12 protein-coding genes are annotated in these 13,824 nt (G+C 66.7%); 9 read left to right on the top strand and 3 right to left on the bottom strand.

The features are described from left to right. The first annotated feature begins 2 nt into the window (after window positions 1-2). From ACP7A3_RS00955 to ACP7A3_RS00935, 5 genes are all read left to right on the top strand, one after another. Window positions 3-437: an HPr kinase/phosphorylase gene (locus ACP7A3_RS00955; protein WP_426254637.1), complete on the top strand. Its 435-nt coding sequence runs from the start codon at window positions 3-5 to the stop codon at window positions 435-437. Window positions 438-477: 40 nt separating this feature from the next. Next, on the top strand, window positions 478-1,386 hold the full coding sequence (gene rapZ / locus ACP7A3_RS00950) for an RNase adapter RapZ (RefSeq protein WP_294212114.1): 909 nt from the start codon (window positions 478-480) through the stop codon (window positions 1,384-1,386). 14 nt (window positions 1,387-1,400) lie between these two features. Beyond that, on the top strand, window positions 1,401-1,808 hold the full coding sequence (locus tag ACP7A3_RS00945; protein WP_426254636.1) for a PTS sugar transporter subunit IIA: 408 nt from the start codon (window positions 1,401-1,403) through the stop codon (window positions 1,806-1,808). Further along, a complete protein-coding gene (locus ACP7A3_RS00940) occupies window positions 1,805-2,080 on the top strand; it encodes an HPr family phosphocarrier protein (protein WP_426254635.1) in 276 nt (91 codons plus the stop codon). Before ACP7A3_RS00945 ends, ACP7A3_RS00940 begins: the two co-directional genes overlap by 4 nt. A 152-nt stretch (window positions 2,081-2,232) precedes the next feature. Next, complete coding sequence (locus ACP7A3_RS00935; protein WP_426254634.1) at window positions 2,233-3,033, top strand: TrmH family RNA methyltransferase; 801 nt, start codon at window positions 2,233-2,235, stop codon at window positions 3,031-3,033. A gap of 112 nt (window positions 3,034-3,145) precedes the next feature. Here the strand turns inward: ACP7A3_RS00935 and ACP7A3_RS00930 are convergent, their stop codons facing one another. Both ACP7A3_RS00930 and rmuC read right to left on the bottom strand, forming a co-directional pair. Then, on the bottom strand, window positions 3,146-3,376 hold the full coding sequence (locus ACP7A3_RS00930) for a hypothetical protein (RefSeq protein ID WP_017978866.1): 231 nt from the start codon (window positions 3,374-3,376) through the stop codon (window positions 3,146-3,148). A 10-nt stretch (window positions 3,377-3,386) separates the two neighbouring features. Next, window positions 3,387-4,976, bottom strand: a complete 1,590-nt coding sequence (gene rmuC, locus ACP7A3_RS00925; protein WP_426254633.1) for a DNA recombination protein RmuC — start codon at window positions 4,974-4,976, stop codon at window positions 3,387-3,389. 218 nt (window positions 4,977-5,194) lie between these two features. Here rmuC and ACP7A3_RS00920 point away from each other — a divergent pair, with 218 nt between their 5' ends. The 4 genes from ACP7A3_RS00920 (at window position 5,195) to ACP7A3_RS00905 (ending at window position 10,130) form a co-directional block, all read left to right on the top strand. Then, window positions 5,195-5,974, top strand: coding sequence for an SGNH/GDSL hydrolase family protein (locus ACP7A3_RS00920; RefSeq protein ID WP_426254948.1), 780 nt, complete (start codon window positions 5,195-5,197; stop codon window positions 5,972-5,974). Next, complete coding sequence (locus ACP7A3_RS00915; protein WP_426254632.1) at window positions 5,971-8,286, top strand: TIM-barrel domain-containing protein; 2,316 nt, start codon at window positions 5,971-5,973, stop codon at window positions 8,284-8,286. The genes ACP7A3_RS00920 and ACP7A3_RS00915 overlap by 4 nt, the downstream gene beginning before the upstream one ends. Before the next feature lie 70 nt (window positions 8,287-8,356). Beyond that, window positions 8,357-9,502, top strand: coding sequence for an endo-1,4-beta-xylanase (locus ACP7A3_RS00910; protein ID WP_426254631.1), 1,146 nt, complete (start codon window positions 8,357-8,359; stop codon window positions 9,500-9,502). A 49-nt stretch (window positions 9,503-9,551) separates the two neighbouring features. Next, on the top strand, window positions 9,552-10,130 hold the full coding sequence (locus ACP7A3_RS00905; RefSeq protein ID WP_426254630.1) for a hypothetical protein: 579 nt from the start codon (window positions 9,552-9,554) through the stop codon (window positions 10,128-10,130). A gap of 86 nt (window positions 10,131-10,216) precedes the next feature. Here ACP7A3_RS00905 and ACP7A3_RS00900 read toward each other — a convergent pair whose 3' ends face one another. After that, on the bottom strand, window positions 10,217-13,666 hold the full coding sequence (locus ACP7A3_RS00900) for a TonB-dependent receptor (protein WP_426254629.1): 3,450 nt from the start codon (window positions 13,664-13,666) through the stop codon (window positions 10,217-10,219). Window positions 13,667-13,824 lie beyond the last annotated feature (158 nt).

Below are 13,824 nucleotides of genomic sequence, written 5' to 3'. Positions count from 1 at the left end.
TCATGACCATTCTTTCGTCGGAAATGCTGCACGCGACCAGTGTCGCGATCGATGGGCATGTCGTGCTGATCCAGGGCGTGTCCGGCACTGGCAAGTCCGATCTAGCGCTGCGTCTGATCGATCGCGGCGCAGTGCTGGTCAGCGACGATCGCACGCTGGTGGTGCGGCAGGGAACCACCCTGCTCGCGCGGGCGCCGGATACCATCCGGGGCAGGATCGAGGTGCGGGGCCTGGGCATCGTGAGCATGCCGCAGGTCGATGACCGGCCCGTCGCGCTGATCGTGCATCTGGGCGGCGAGCCCGATCGCATGCCCGAGCGGCGACAACGGCTGCTCGCAGGGATCGCCGTCCGCGAGCTTTCCTTCGACGCGCATCACGCATCGACCCCGCTGAAGATCGAATGGGCGGTCCGCCAACCCGGGGCGACGCCCGCGTGACACGCCCCCTCCCCTCCGCCCGCTTCGCAGAGATGTATTGATGACCAAGGACATTCTGCTCGTCACCGGCCTGTCGGGTGCGGGCAAGTCGACCGTGCTGAAGACGCTGGAAGATCTGGGATGGGAGGTGGTCGACAATCTGCCGCTCGCCCTGCTCGATCGACTGTTGGAAGCGCCGCTGGCGCAGGGGGCCGCGGATGGCGCGCAGCCGCTGGCATTGGGTATCGGTGCGCGGACGCGCGACTTCGACCCCAAACGGATCATCGAGCGCATCCGCGCGCTGCGCGAAGGCCATGGGCTCGACGTTGGCATGCTGTTCCTCGATTGCGCGGGCTCCGAGCTCGAGCGCCGCTATTCGGAAACGCGACGGCGCCATCCGCTTGCCCCGGACCGGCCGGCGAGCGACGGCATCGCTCGTGAGCGCGAGCTGCTGGCACCGCTGCGCGAATGGGCGAATCGGCTGATCGATACGACCGACCTCAGCGCCAACATGCTTGCGCAAAAGGTGCGGTCGACCTTCGCTGTGTCGGGCAGCGACGCCCCGGTGCTGTCGATCCAGTCGTTCGGTTTCGCCCGCGGCATTCCGCGCAATGCCGATCTGGTGTTCGACATGCGCTTCCTGCGCAATCCGCACTGGGACCCCGTGCTGCGACCGGGCACCGGTCTGGACGCCGACGTTTCCGCTTATGTTGCGGCAGACCCCGCCTATCCCGCGGCGATGGAGCAGATCGGCAGTCTGCTCGAACTGCTGATTCCGCGCTATCGCGCTGAGGGGAAAGCCTATGTCAGCGTCGCGATCGGCTGCACCGGCGGGCGGCATCGCTCGGTCCATGTCGCGGAACATCTCGCTCGACGGTTGCGCGACGCGGGTTTTTCGCCCACCATTACGCATCGCGACCTGGGGGCCGCACCGCAGGACTCGCTCGAGGGGCCGCCGGCCAGCAAATGAGTAACGTAACCGATATGATTGGCCTGGTTCTGGTGACGCACGGACGGCTCGCCGAAGAGTTCGTGACCGCCATGGTACATGTCGTGGGGCCGCAAGAGCGGATCGCCACCATCTCAATCGGTCCCGACGACGACATGGAAGAGCGCCGCGCGGACATCGCCGCGGCGATCGCGGCGGTCGATATGGGGCGCGGCGTGATCGTGCTGACTGACCTGTTCGGCGGAACGCCCTCCAACCTCGCCATCTCGCTGATGACGCGCGGGCATGTCGAGGTGATTGCGGGGATGAATCTGCCGATGCTGATCCGGCTGGGGTCGGCGCGCAAGTCGATGAAGGTGGTCGAGGCGGTCGCCGCGGCGCGCGAGGCGGGACGCAAATATATCTCGGTCGCATCCGAGGTGCTGGGCGAGGCGGCGGCATGAGCGCCGGGCTCGAGCGCACCGTCCTGATCACCAACAAGCGCGGCCTGCACGCGCGGGCGAGCGCCAAGTTCGTGACCCTCGCCTCCAGCCAGCCGGTCGAGGTGCAGGTGCGCAAGGACGACGGCGCCGTGACCGGCACGTCGATCATGGGGCTGATGATGCTGGGCGCCGCCAAGGGCGATTCGATCACGATCAGCGCAGCGGGCGACGGGGCCGAGGCGGCGGTGAGCGCCTTGTGCGAGCTGGTCGAGGCGAAGTTCGGCGAAGACTGAGCGGGGCGGCCGCCGGAGTTCGGGTGGCGTTCCGTCTAGGGCAGCGCCGCGGCCAACAGCCGCGTCGTCGGACGCGGCTGTTCGCCGCGCCGGCCGGGCGTGTCGCTTTTGCCTTGCGTCAGCCTCCGGCTGGCGCGAAGGCCCGACACGCCATGCCCCGAGAGATTACCGCCTTTTCCAACCCGCTGGTCAAATATGCCCGCGAACTGCGCGACAAGAAACATCGTCGCGGCGCGCGGCAGTTCATGGCCGAGGGCCTGCGCATCCTGACCGAAGCGCGCGAGACAGGCCGCCTGCCCCGCATCCTGTTCTACGCGGCAGCCAATGCCGACCATCCGCTGGTCCATGCCCTGTCGATCGATGTCGAGATGGCAGGCGGCGAATCGATTCAGACGACGCCCGACATCCTGTCCAAACTGTCGGGCAAGGATAACCCGCAGGCCGTCGTCGGGGTGTTCGACGAGTTCGATCGCACGCTGGCCGATCTCGACCGCAACAGTGCCGGCATCTGGCTGGTCGCCGAGCGGCTGCGCGATCCGGGCAATCTCGGCACCATCCTGCGCACCGCCGATGCGGTGGGCGCCGGCGGGCTGATCCTGATCGGCGAGTGCGTCGATCCTTTCTCGGTCGAGGCCGTCCGCGCGAGCATGGGGGCGCTGTTCACCGTGCCCGTGGTTCGGAGCGGTTGGGAGGAGTTCCTCGGCTGGCTGCGGCAGGGACCGGGACAGCTGGTGGGACTGAGCCTTGACACCACCCACGACTATCGCGGGGCGAATTATGCCGCGCCGACGTTCCTGCTGACGGGCAATGAGGCGCAGGGGATGCCGGCGGACTATGCCGCGGCGTGCGACCTGCTGGTCAAGATCCCGATGCTGGGCAAGGCGGACAGCCTGAACGCCGCGGTCGCGACGGCGGTGATGGCCTATGAGGTGCTGGCTCAGCAGAGCCGGTGATTGCCCGTTTTTTTCAGCAATATGAACACTTTGTCCGAAACGATCGGGGCTGATCGTTTCGGTTTCTGTACCCATGCTGCCCGCAGACAGGCCGCAGGGTAGAGCAAGCCATCTATCCGCCGATCATGCCACTGATGCGCACCGCGCCGCCGTCGTTGAAGACGCGGCCGGATACCATGCCACTGATCCTGGCGCGGGCGCCCTCTTCGACATAGACGTCGCCCGCAACCATGCCGCTGATGCGGACGTCGCAGCCGGGACGGATGACGACATCGCCAGCGACCATGCCGGCGATGCGGCCGTCCTGATCCATCACGATATCGCCGGGGTGCATACCCTTCATCGCGGGGTCCTCATTCGGCTGCGTCGGGAAGGCGCAGCACGTCATCGCCGTAGCGCGCCAAGGCCTCGACCGGTTCCGCAACGCCGATCTCGCGTGCCCCGGGTTCGATGTTGAGGTCGCGGAATTTCCGCGCGGACACCAGAGCACGGCTCTCAAAGCTCGACACGAAGCTGTTGTAATTGTTCACCGCGGTGGTGAGGCCGCTGCCGACCTTGCGCAGATCCTCGCCGGCCTTGGCGAGACGGTCGTACAGCTCCTTGCCCAGCGCGCCGATCGCACGGGCTTCGCTGGCGAGCTTTTCCTGACGCCACACTGCCGCGACGGTGCGGGCGATGGCGATGAGGTTGGTGGGGGTGGCGAGCAGGACCTTCTTGTCGAAGGCATAGTCCCACAGCCCCGCGTCATGCTCCAGCGCGGCGGAAAGGAAGTGTTCGCCGGGGACGAACATCACGACATATTCCGGCGTATCGTCGAACTGCGACCAATAGGCCTTGGCGCTGAGGCCATTGATATGCGCGCGCATCGAGGCGGCATGGGCGGTGAGGCCGATATGGCGCTCGTTCTCGTCGACCGCGCCGAATGCGTCCTGATAGGCGTTGAGCGACACCTTGGCGTCGATGATGAGCGACTTGCCGCCGGGGACGCGGACGATCGCGTCGGGGCGTAGGCGCCCGCCCTCCCCGTCCGCGACGCTGACCTCCATCGCGAAATCGGTATGCTCGGCGAGGCCGCAGGTTTCGAGGACGTTGCGCAGCTGCTGTTCGCCCCAGCGACCGCGGGCCTTGGGCGCGTTGCGGAGTGCGTTGACGAGCTTGGCGGCTTCGCCAGAGACGCGTTCCTGGCCGAGACGCATCTGCTCGATCTGGCCCTTTAGGTCGCCGAAGGCGTCGCGACGCTCGGCCTCGACCTTGGCGACGCCCTCTTCATAGCGCGCTAGGCGGTCGTTGACCGGCTGGAGCAGCGACTTGAGGTTGCTGCCGGCGAGTTCTTCGGATTGGCGGAAACGAGCCTCGGCGCGATCGAGGAACGCCTTTTGCGCGTCGGTCAGCGCCTTGTTGGCGAGATCGTTGAACTGCGTCGCCATCAGCTCCTTCGCCTCGCGCATGTCGGCAAGGCGGGCTTCGAACGCTTCGCCCTGCGCCTGCATCGCGGCGAGATCGGCGCGTGCGGCATCGCGATCGGCGCGGATCGTCGCCAGTTCGCGGCGGAGCAGGTCGGCAGCGGCGAGACTCTGATCGATCTGGGCGCGGAGATCGATAAGCCGGATCTCCGCGGCCTCGACCTGCGCGCCCGCAGCGGCGAGATCGGCACGCGCCGCGTCGCGATCGCTGCGAACGGCGAGCAATTCGGTGCGCAGCGCTTCGGCGGTGGCGATCCGGTCGTCCACCTGCGCGCGCAGGCCGGCGAGTTCGCGCATCGCGTCGTTGCGTTCGCGCTCCACCGCGTCGCGCGTCCGGGCGACGAGCTCAGCGTCGGCGACCTTGCTCTGCGCGACCGCCAGATCGGCGGCGAGTCGGCCGCTGCGACGGGCCGCCAGCAGCCAACCGATCAGCAGGCCGGCGGCAAGCGCGAGAATGGCAACGACAAGCAACTGGTCCACGAACGTCCCTTCGAAAGGTCACAAAAGTCACGCCGAAGAGGGTGTTTTTCCGTGACGATCCCTTGGCCTATGCCGGGAACATAGATCGAACGAAGCGTGTAGGACAGCCCCTTTTTCAATCCGACCGGCTGATAGGTTGGACACGCGCGAGCGGGCGGCTACGATAGCGCTCACAAGAGGCAGGGGAGAATGTCGTGGGCAGTGGTTGGCTGGGTGTCATGGGCGCCGCGGTGCTGGCGACGGGCGCGGTGCCCGCCGCGGCACAGGTCAGCGCCGCCGGGGATCCCTTTGCAAGCGACCCGACCGGGATCGTCGCCGATCCCTGCCCTTCCCATCCCAAGGTTGGCTGGACCGAGCAGCAGCTGCACACTCTGACCCGCGATTTCGGACAGCTATGCCGCTATCGCGCCGCCAATGCCGCGCTGACGGAACGGCCGCGGGTCGTGTTCGCCGGGGATTCGATCACGGACAATTGGATCAATTTCGATCCCGCTTTTTTCACCAACGGCGTGATTGATCGCGGGATCGGCGGGCAAACGTCGCCGCAGCTGCTCGTGCGGTTCCGGCAGGACGTCATCGACCTGCATCCGCAGGCCGTCCACATCATGATCGGCACCAATGACATTGCCGGCAACACCGGTGCGGCGACGATCGAGACGGTGGAAGGGCATATCGCGAGCATGGCGGAGCTGGCGCGCGCGCATAGCATCCGGGTGATCCTCGCCTCCGTGCCCCCGGCGGGCGCCTTCCCCTGGGCGAAAGACAAGCAGCCGGTGCCGCAGATCGCGGCGCTGAATGCGTGGATCCGGGAATATGCCCAGCGCGAGGGGTTCACCTATGTCGATTACCATCCCGTGTTGGACGACGGGCAAGGCGCGATGAAGCCGGGGCTGGCGAGCGACGGCGTGCATCCGACGGCGGCGGGCTATGCGGCGATGCGGCCGGTGGCCGAGGCGGCGATCCGCCGAGCGCTGGGTGAACGGAGAGCGGGCCGATGAAGCGTTTCGCCCTGATTGCCGCGCTGCTGGCGGGCAGCGCGCCGGCCTATGCACAGCGGCTGGCGACCGTCGAGCGCCATGGGGCGCTGGTGTCGGTGGAGCCCTACGGGCCGGGGATCGTACGCGTGACGATCGCGACGGATCGGGGCCAAGCGGAAGGCCTGCCGGGCTATGGCATTTCCGGCAAAAGCGATGCCGCGGGCTGGAGCCGACAGCGGGGGAGTGACGGCGGCGACGTCTTCGCCTCGAGCGACCTGCGCGTGACCGTGGCGGCGCAACCCTGGCCCAAGCCGCCGAGCCAGATGGAGCGCTACTTCGCCCCGTCCCTCCCGCCCGTGTCGATCCGCTTCGACCGTGCCGACGGCACGCCGCTGACCGCGATGACTGGGTGGGAGATGGCGCCGCATGACGTGACGGGCGAGCATACGTTCCGCGTCGGCGCGACCTTCGCCGACACGCCCGACACGCATTATTACGGCCTGGGCCAATATCAGGACGGCGTGCTCGACCTGCGCGGGCGGACGATCGATTGCCGCCACGATTACGATCGCCCCGCCGGCGAAGCGGTGTGCGTGCCGTTCATGGTGACGGACAAAGGCTATGCGATCCTGTGGGACAATCCGTCGGCGACGATCGTCTCGCCCGGCCTGCACAGCCAGACGCATCTGCAATCCAACGTCGGCGAGCGCGTGTCGTTCTTCGTCATCGCCGGGCGGACCAGCGACGATCTGTATGCGGGCTATGCCAGGTTGACCGGCGCGACGCCGCTGCCGCCCAAATCGGCCTTCGGCCTGATCCAGAGCAAGGCGCGCTACGAGACGCAGGCGGAGCTGACCGCGGTGGCGGACGGATACTGGCAGCGCCGCTATCCGCTCGACATCATCGTGCTCGACTGGTTCTACTGGACCCGGATGGGGCAGATGGACATCGACCGGACGGCGTTTCCCGATCCGGTCGCCATGAACGCCCATCTGAAGTCGCAGGGCGTCCGCAGCATCGTCAGCATCTGGCCGCGCTTCGAGAAGGAGAGCCGCTGGTTCGACACGCTCGCCGCCAAGGGCTGGCTGCTAAAGGACAAGGACGGCAAGCCGGTCGACGGGCTCCCGATCCGGTCGGATCGCGCGGGCGCGCTGATCGACAGCACCAATCCGGACGCGCGGGCCTGGTATTGGGGCAAGATCCGCGACGATATCTTCAGCGCCGGCTTCGACTTCGCCTGGCTGGACGAGACCGAACCCGATCTGGTGCCGGACGGCTTCTACTATGCGATCGGCACGGGCGATCGCTATCACAACGTCTTTCCGCTAATCCATACGCTGAGCGTTGCGGAGGGCTCGGCGCGCGACCGGCCGGATATGCGCAACCTGATCCTGTGCCGGGCGGCGTATCTGGGGACGCAGGCGAACGGCTGTCTGTTCTGGTCGTCGGACGTGCGATCGACGTGGGAGGCGTTGCGGCGGCAGGTGCCGGCGGGGCTCGGCATGACGGCAAGCGGGATCGCCTATTGGTCGAGCGATACGGGCGGGTGGCAATGGCCCAACGGCCCGGCGGCGCAGCGCCCCGTGCTCCTCGATCCGGCGGGCGCGACCGCCATGGCGCCGTCGTATCGCGACTATCCCGAGCTGTTCGTGCGCTGGTTCCAGTATAATGTGTTTACGCCGACGCTGCGCATCCATGGTCAGCGGCCGGCGACGGCGATCTGGGATTACGGCACGGCAGCCGAACCGGTGCTCGCCGCCTCGCTGCGGCTGCGCTACGAGCTGCTGCCCTACATCTATGCGCTGGGACGCCAGACCAGCGTGACCGGCGCACCGTTCATGAGGGCGCTGTTCATGGACTTCCCCAATGATGCGACCGCCAAGACGCTGGGCGACGAATATATGTTCGGCCCCGCCCTCTTGGTCGCGCCCGTCACCGAACAGGGGGTGACCAGCCGTCGCGTCTATCTGCCCGCCGGGACGGACTGGTACGATCTGTGGACGGACAAGCGCCACACCGGCGGCCAGTGGATCGACGCGGCGGCGCCGATCGACCGCATCCCGGTGTTCGTGCGCGCCGGATCGATCCTGCCGATCGGGGAGCAGGTGCAAAGCACCGCCCGCGAGCAGGGGCTGGCCAAGGTGCGCGTCTATCCGGGGCGGGACGCGCGCTTCACGCTGTACGACGACGACGGGACGACCAATGCGTGGCGCACGGGGGGCGGACGCAGCGCGACATTGGTGTGGGACGATGCCCGCGGCCGGCTGTCGGTGGAGGGGCGGCTGCCCACCGGGCAGGCGCTGGATCCGCTGGTCATGGTGATCGGGCGGTAGCGGCGCTGCGTCCTTGACGGCGGCGGCGGCGAGGCCAATGATAGCGATAACGAAAGTTGGAGAGGCTATTATGGCACCGCCGTCGCGACGCGATATTTTGGGAGGCGCCGCGCTCGCCGTCGCCGGCATGGCGGCGCCGGCCGCATGGGCCGCGCACCCCGCCGACAGTCTGGAGGCGATCGCCGCACGCAAGGGGCTGCGCTTCGGATCGGCGATCCCGTGGCAGCCCGGCTCTCCCCCGGGCCTGCCGGTCCGCGACCCGGCCTATGCGCAGCTGATCGCCCAGCAATGCGGGTTGGTCGTCGCCGAAAACGAGATGAAGTGGCAGCGGTTGCGCCCGGCGCCCGACGTGTTCGACTTCGCGCCCTTCGACACGATCGTCGCTTGGGCGGAGCGCAACGGCCTGGCCGTGCGCGGGCACAATCTGCTGTGGCATCAGCCGAAATGGCAGCCGAAGTGGCTGAACGCCTATGATTTCGGCAGCCGCCCCCGTGCCGAGGGCGAACGGCTGCTGACGACGCATATCCGCACCGTGCTCGGTCGGTATGGCAACAAAATCCGCAGCTATGACGTCGTCAACGAGGCGGTCGATCCGGCGGACGGCCACCTGTACGACACCGCGCTGTCGAAGGCGATCGGTGGCGCGGAGCCGACGCTGGACCTCGCCTTCCACACCGCGCGCGCAGCCGCGCCGGGCGCGCAGCTGGTCTATAACGACTATATGAGCTGGGAACCGCACAACGAGGCGCATCGCGCAGGCGTGCTGCGGCTGCTCGAAGGGTTTCGGCGGCGCGGCGTGCCGGTGGATGCGCTGGGCGTGCAATCGCACCTCATCACCCAGAGCGCAGACGCCCGCGCCGATGTCGCACGGTTGCAGGGCGAGTGGCGGCGCTTCCTGGATGCGGTGACGGGGATGGGCTATGCGTTGCTGATCACCGAGCTCGACGTGCGTGACAACAACCTGCCCGCGGACACTGCGGTGCGGGACCGCGCGGTGGCGGACTTCACCCGCGGCTATCTGGACGTGACGCTCGCCTATCCGCAGCTGCGCGATGTGCTGGTGTGGGGCCTGAGCGATGCGCACAGCTGGATTCCGGGGTTCGAGCCGCGCACCGATCGTGCCGCTCGGCGCCCGACCCCGTATGATGGCGCACTGCGGCCGAAGCCGATGCGGACCGCCATTGCGGACGCCTTTGCCGCGGCGCGTCCGCGCTGATCCGTTTCCGGACCGGCATGGAGCCGGCCGGCCATACAGGGAGACGATGATGAGGGTTATGGTCGCAGCGGCGCTCGCCATGGTGCCGCTGAGCGCCGTGGCGGCGGGACAACAGGCGGCGCCGGCACAGGGGAGCATCTTCGACAAGGCGATCAATCAGCCCGGCATCGGGTGGAGCGTCTATGGTCCCGGCCAGACCGCCAAGCAGGTGCCGGCGACGGACGTGCCCGGCGGTGCCGCCGTCCGGGTGCAGGTGAGCAAGGCAGGCGCGAACGTGTGGGACGTCGGCGCGACCTATCCGACGATCAAGCCGATCGCGGCCGGCGATACGCTGCTCGTGATGGTCTATCTGCGCGCGCCCGATGCCAAGGACGGCGCGACCGTGCCGATCCCGGTCAACGTCGGCGGCGCCGATGCCCCCTATCCGCAGATTACCGGCGAGACGGTGAACGTCGGCGCGGGGTGGAAGCGCTATTTCGTGTCGGGCGTGTCGAACCAGGCGTTTGCGGCGGGCAAGGCGCGGATCGGCATACAGCTCGCCGGAGCGAAGCAGGTGATCGAGGTGGGGCCGGCGTTCCTGCTCGATTTGGGCGCCGGGTTCGATCGGTCCAAGCTGCCGCATAACTGACGGATACGAACAAAGGCCGGCGCCTCGATCACGAGGCGCCGGCCCGGCGAGGTGGAGGCGGCGGGAATATCCCGCCGCCTTTTTCGTCAGAAGTTGCCGCGCAGGATGAACGAGAAGCGGCGGTCGTTCATGAAGTAAGAACGCGGGGCGAGTTGGGCGGGATCGCCCGTATACGCCTGCAATGTCTTGGTGACGGTGTTGGTCAGGTTCACGCCTTGGACGCCGATCTTGATCGCCTTCGTCACGTTCAGGAACGCAGACGCGTCGAGCTGGCCCGAGGCGTCCTGGAAGATCGACGTATAGGGGAAAATCACGTCCGCCGCGGTCAGCAGATACTTCGATCGCCAGTTGTAGGCGGCGCGCAGCGAGATCGGCCCCTTTTCGTAGAAGAGCGTCGCGTTGACGTTGTGCTTCGACAGGCCCTCCAGCGGCAGGCTGCCACGCACCGTCTGCGCGGCCACGTTCGTCACCGGCGCACCGCCGTTGAGGAACGAGTTCGGCAGGCCCGAGCTTTCGATATACGAATAGTTGCCGGTGAAGCCGAAGCCGTTGAGGAAGCCGGGCAGGAAGCTGAACGTCTGCTGGTAGGCGACCTCGACGCCCTTGATCTTGCCGTGACCGTTATAGTTCGCCGGCCCCCGCGTCAGCAGCGGGAAGGTGACGCCATTGTTCTGGAGCGGCAGGCTGACGACCGACTGGTAGAAGAAGTTGGACACGTCCTTGTAGAAGGCATCGACGGTCAGCGACCCGACCTTCGAGAAGTACCATTCTGCCGTTGCGTCGAACTGCCATGCCGTCGCCGGCTTCAGATACGGATTGCCGACCGTGCTGAGGAAGTTGCCGTTGCCGTCGATCGTGATCTGCTGGAAGTTGCGGATCAGCGCTGAATCCGGTCGCGTCAGCACCTTCGATCCGGCCAGACGCGCGATCAGGTTTCGCGTCAGGCCGAACTTCAGGTTCACGCTTGGCAGCCAATAGGTGTAGCTGTTCTTCGCTTGGTTGTAGAGGTTGACCGAGTTCACCCCGGCGAACTGCTGCAGCAGCGCATAGCCCGTCGGCCCCAGGTTGCAGACGCCGCCAGGCGTGCTGGGCGTCGCACCGGGAGGGGCACCGGCAGGGGGAGCCGCGATGGCGCAACGCGAGCTGTACGGGTTCGAGATGTTCAGCGTCGCCTGGTTGGGCACCGTGGTCGTCCCGAACGAGTCCAGACCCGTGCGGACATAGCGGACGCCGGCGTTGCCGCTGAAGTCGAGACCACTGCGCGACTTGAACGAAATCATCGCATAAGCGGCGGTATCGCGCTGATGCACGCGCTGGATTTCGCTGGGCAGATAGGGCGTGCCCGCCACGACGCCCGGACGCTCGGCGAGTGGCAGCCACTGCTGCTGCGTATTGCCGTTCTGGTTGCGCGATACGGCTTCCACCTGCTTCAGGAAGTTCACCGCAGTGCCGTAGCCGTTGATCATGTCGCCGTTGTAGAAATAGGCGCCCGGCGGCGAATTTGTGGCTCCGCGGAAGAAGTTGGGGAAGGTGTAATATTGGGCCTGGTTGCCGCCGTATTGGTCGAGCGTGACCGGATAATTGCCCGCCCAGATTTCGCTGAGCATGCCCCAGTTATACGTCGAATATTTCACATTCTGGTCGCGATCGGCATAGCGTGCGCCGAAGCGGGCCTTGTTGAAGAAGCTGTCCTCGGCAAAGTCGTAGGTGACGTCCGCCTTGAACTGATATTCCTGACCGACGCTGTCTTCGCTGTGGTCCATCGCGGCGCGCCAGTATTGCGCGCGCGGATCAGCAAAATATTGGGCGTCGGTTTCGCCCGCGAGGATCGTATTCGCCGGCTGCGCCCAGCTCGCCGACAGCGTGTTCGGCTTGTGCGAAATGACGCTGGGCAGCTTGCCCGTCAGATCCAGCTCCTGATCGGCGAAGGTCGCGCCGAAGATGCTCAGGCTGTAGTTATTGTGTTCCGACCGCGTATAGTCCGCATCGAGGTTGATCGACCAACGCTCAGCCGGATGGATTTCGGCGTTGAGGCCGTAATCGCTGACGAGGTTGCGATCGTAGGTCTGCCCGCGCGCGAGCTGAAGCTGCGCACCCCCCGTCGGCAGGAAGGTGGTGGCCGGCGCGCCGCTGCGGCTGGTGCGATAGCCGGTGCCCGGCGACGTGATGTAGCCGCTTTGGAACAGCCCGTTCGAATCGTAGACGTAATTCTTGAACTGGCCGACCGGGCATTCCGCCCGCACCGTGCCATTGCCATTGTACAGCGGGCCGTCGTTGTTCTGCACACAGCCGACCGGGAAGGTGCTGTATTCCGACAGATCGGGCGCCGCTTCGAACGTGTGCTCATCCGTCGTGTTGGTGGTGTGCGAGCGCAGATATTGCGCGGTCAGCAGGAAGGACTTGTCGCGCGTTTCGAACTGTGCGGCGAGAGCGATGCCGTCGCGCTTGCGGTCGAATTCCTGCGTCCGGTACTGGCCGCCGAGCGGCGCATAGGCCTTGGGCAGCAGATCGGCGAAGCCATCCGCCCCCGCGGTCGATGCCGTGCCGCACGCCGATCCGGCCGGCGGCAGCGTCGTCGTGTTGCTGTTGCTCGGCAACGGGTTGCGGCAGACGAGCACGCCATTGCCGTTCTGGAAGGGCACCTGCGTGTTGTCGCGCGTCTGGAAGTTGGTGATCTGCACGCCATCGGCGCGGCTACGGATGCGGGAATAGGACAGATCGCCCAGGATGCCGAACGTGCCGATCCCGGTTTCGAAGGTGTCGCTGATCAGGATCGAGCCGGTCGGCGTCCACTTCTTACGGAAATCGCCGTAATTCCCCTCGGCATCGACGCCCATGTGGAAGCCGCGATTGTCGAAGGGCTTGCGCGTGTTGAGGTTGACCGTACCCGCAAGGCCGCCCTCGATCGCGGCGGCGGTGACGTTCTTGTACACCTCGACCGAGCCGAGCAGTTCGGCGGGAACGTCCGAGAAGTTGAGCGACTGCCCGCCGATGCCCGCCGCGAAGGCGTCGCGGCCGTTGAATTCGGACCGGACGAAGTTGAGACCGCGTACGACGACACCCGATCCTTCGACCGAGAAGTGGTCGGGATCGTTGGCCGCAGCGAATCGGCTGATCGACACGCCCGGCACGCGTTGCAGCGCCTCCGTGACCGAGCGATCGGGCAGCGCACCGATGTCGGTCGCGGTGATGGCATCGACGACGGTATCGGAATTGCGCTTGATGTTCTGCGCATTGGCGAGGCTCTGACGAATGCCGGTGACGACGATGTCGTCGGGCGATGCCGACGAATCGCTCGCCTGCGACGTCGCGGCCGGATCGACCTGTGCGCTCGCGGCGGGCGTGGTGGCCGACGCGGTGCCTGCGGTGCCGGTGCCGGCCTTCGCCGCGGTCGGGGAGGTTTGTTCGGTCTGCTCGACCGACTGCGCATGGGCGACGCCCGTTACGCTGGCGATGCAGAGGGCACCGACCGAGGCGCCGCGCAGGAGGCGGACGAGCGATGTGGCAGTGGAATGCGACGGCGCGGCTGGGCGCATGATTATCCTCCCCAATGAGCCGCACGGTTTCGAATCCGCGGGTCTCCTGTTCTATTTGTCTGAGCAGAGCCACGCTCCGACTGCAATGGTTGCGGTAACGCCCGGTCTGGTGGCATTCCATTTTGTGTCTGGAGTGTGACGTTCGCGCAACATTGGCG

Origin of the sequence: Sphingomonas sp. DC5200-1, from assembly GCF_049897245.1 — a bacterium.
Taxonomy (GTDB): Bacteria; Pseudomonadota; Alphaproteobacteria; order Sphingomonadales; family Sphingomonadaceae; genus Sphingomonas; species Sphingomonas aquatilis.
The sequence above is the reverse complement of the archived record's forward strand: the minus strand, read 5'-3'. Positions and strand labels throughout refer to the sequence as shown.

Coding starts and splice junctions, on each gene's coding strand:
- ACP7A3_RS00935 (WP_426254634.1), top strand. CDS start 2,233: ATGCCCCGAGAGATTACCGCCTTTTCCAACCCGCTGGTCAAATATGCC.
- ACP7A3_RS00905 (WP_426254630.1), top strand. CDS start 9,552: ATGAGGGTTATGGTCGCAGCGGCGCTCGCCATGGTGCCGCTGAGCGCC.
- ACP7A3_RS00910 (WP_426254631.1), top strand. CDS start 8,357: ATGGCACCGCCGTCGCGACGCGATATTTTGGGAGGCGCCGCGCTCGCC.
- ACP7A3_RS00955 (WP_426254637.1), top strand. CDS start 3: ATGACCATTCTTTCGTCGGAAATGCTGCACGCGACCAGTGTCGCGATC.
- rapZ (WP_294212114.1), top strand. CDS start 478: ATGACCAAGGACATTCTGCTCGTCACCGGCCTGTCGGGTGCGGGCAAG.
- ACP7A3_RS00920 (WP_426254948.1), top strand. CDS start 5,195: ATGGGCGCCGCGGTGCTGGCGACGGGCGCGGTGCCCGCCGCGGCACAG.
- ACP7A3_RS00900 (WP_426254629.1), bottom strand. CDS start 13,666: ATGCGCCCAGCCGCGCCGTCGCATTCCACTGCCACATCGCTCGTCCGC.
- ACP7A3_RS00930 (WP_017978866.1), bottom strand. CDS start 3,376: ATGAAGGGTATGCACCCCGGCGATATCGTGATGGATCAGGACGGCCGC.
- ACP7A3_RS00940 (WP_426254635.1), top strand. CDS start 1,805: ATGAGCGCCGGGCTCGAGCGCACCGTCCTGATCACCAACAAGCGCGGC.
- ACP7A3_RS00915 (WP_426254632.1), top strand. CDS start 5,971: ATGAAGCGTTTCGCCCTGATTGCCGCGCTGCTGGCGGGCAGCGCGCCG.
- ACP7A3_RS00945 (WP_426254636.1), top strand. CDS start 1,401: ATGATTGGCCTGGTTCTGGTGACGCACGGACGGCTCGCCGAAGAGTTC.